General features: G+C 69.4%; 2 protein-coding genes. Both read left to right on the plus strand.

All coding sequences use genetic code 11. The annotated features are described in order from the left end of the window. Nucleotides 1-33: 33 nt before the first annotated feature. A complete protein-coding gene (cutA, locus tag ABGA94_RS03085) occupies nucleotides 34-339 on the plus strand; it encodes a divalent cation tolerance protein CutA (RefSeq protein ID WP_375366361.1) in 306 nt (101 codons plus the stop codon). Next, on the plus strand, nucleotides 336-2,079 hold a 1,744-nt coding region (locus ABGA94_RS03090), incomplete at its 3' end, for a protein-disulfide reductase DsbD domain-containing protein (RefSeq protein WP_375366359.1). The genes cutA and ABGA94_RS03090, both read left to right, overlap by 4 nt.

Genomic DNA, 2,079 nt, shown 5'->3' on the forward strand with positions numbered 1-2,079 from the left:
CGGCAACGGGTCGATGCGCTGCTGCAGCAGTACCTGTTGCAGGACCGGCAGCCGCAGCTGGCCGGCACGCTCAGTGGTGGACAGAAGCAGCGCCTGGCCGCGTGCGTGACCCGCCTTGATGGCGCGCAGTCCACCTACCGCTGGCAGGGCGAGGTGACCACCGATGCCGAGCTGCAGCTGCTGGTAAAGACCACCGCGAGCCGCGTCGATGACGCAATCGCCCGGATCGTCGAACTGCATCCGTATGAACTCCCGGAGTGCATCGCGGTCGAAACCCGGGCCGGCCTGCCGGCATATCTGGACTGGATCCGGGCACAGACCCGGGAGGACACTGATTGAAGACTCTGTTTGCGCGTGGCGCTGCCTTGTGCGCCCTGTTGTGGCTCTCGCTGCCCGCCTTGGCCCTGGATGAGAAGGACCTGCTGCCGGTGGACCAGGCGTTCGCGCTGACCGCCACTGCCCCCGAACGGGGCCAGGTGCAGCTGCAGTTCAAGATCGCACCGGGCTACTACCTGTATCGCCACCGCACCAGCGTCAAGGCGGATCCGGCCTTCAATGCCGGCACGCTGCAGATGCCCAAGGGTGACAGGCACCACGATGATTTCTTCGGCGAGGTCGAAACCTATCGCGAGCGCCTGCAGGCCACCCTGCCCGGCACGCCGACCGACGCCGCCGGCACCATCAGCCTGGAAGTACGCTACCAGGGCTGCGCCGATGCCGGCGTCTGCTACCCACCGCAGAAGCGCGTGGTGCAGGTCACCCTGCCGGGTGCCGGTGCGGCGGCCGCGGTGCCTGCCGCGCGTACCGGTGCCGCCAGTCCGTTCAACAACCCGCTGGCCGGTGCCGGCAACAGCGGTGGCCTGCGCCTGCCGGGCGCGGCCAACAACAGCCAGGCGCTGCCGCTGCCGTCGGAACAGGCGTTCGGCTTCGATGCCATCGCCAGCGACGGGAACACCCTGCTGCTGCGCTTCAGCCCGGCACCCGGCTACTATCTGTACCGCGACCGCACTTCGCTGAAGCTGGAAGGCAGCGCCGGCGTGCTCGCCGACAAGCCGCGCTGGCCGGCCGCGCAGTCGCATCGCGACGAGCACTTCGGCGATGTCTCGGTGTACTTCAACCAGGTGGAAGTGCCGCTGCCGCTGCGCCGCACTGTTACTGATGCGGTCGACAGCACCCTGGTGGTGACTTTCCAGGGCTGCCAGACCGATGGTATCTGCTACCCGCCGATGACCCGTCGGGTGAAGCTGTCGATTCCGGCCGGCAAGCTCAACGCCGGCGCCGGCCAGGCGCCAGTGCGCGAGGAAGCCGTCAATGCGCTGGGCGCTGCCGGTGCGCCGCGTGAATCCGCCAATGGCGTACCGCTGCGCCTGCTGCCGACCGTACCCAACGACGGCAACGTCGCTCCCGCCGCCAGCGGCAGTGAGGGCGCGCGCAATGAGTTCGCCGCCGATGCGCGCGATGGCAACGCCCTGCGCACGCGTCCTCCGGCGACCACCCCGAACCCGGACCGATCGTTCGTCTGGGTGCTGCTGCTGGCGCTGGCCGGTGGCCTGGTACTGAACCTGATGCCCTGCGTGCTGCCGATCCTGTCGCTGAAGGTGCTGAGCCTGGCGCAGAGCGGCGAGAGCCCCGAGCGCGCGCGCAGCCATGCCCTCTGGTACACGTTGGGCGTGCTGGTCGCGTTCGCGGGGATCGGCGCGCTGATGGTAGGCCTGCGTGCGATCGGCAACGCCGTCGGCATCGGCTTCCAGCTGCAGCACCCGGGCGTGGTGGCGGCGCTGGCCTACATCATGTTCGCGGTGGGCCTGAGCCTGTCCGGCGTATTCACCCTCGGCGGCGGCATCGGCAATCTTGGCCAGTCGCTGGCCAGCCGCAGCGGCCCGGCCGGTGACTTCTTCACCGGTGCGCTGGCCTGCGTGGTCGGCAGTGCCTGCGTCGGCCCGTTCATGGGCGGTGCGATCGCCTACGCCTTCATTGCCCCGCCGCTGAAGGCGATGACCGTGTTCCTGTTCCTTGGCCTGGGCCTGGCGCTGCCGTTCCTGCTGATCGGCTTCGTGCCAGCGCGGGCACGCCGCCTGC

It is taken from the genome of Stenotrophomonas sp. 3diitr2024 (genome assembly GCF_042136455.1).
GTDB lineage: Bacteria > Pseudomonadota > Gammaproteobacteria > Xanthomonadales > Xanthomonadaceae > Stenotrophomonas > Stenotrophomonas sepilia.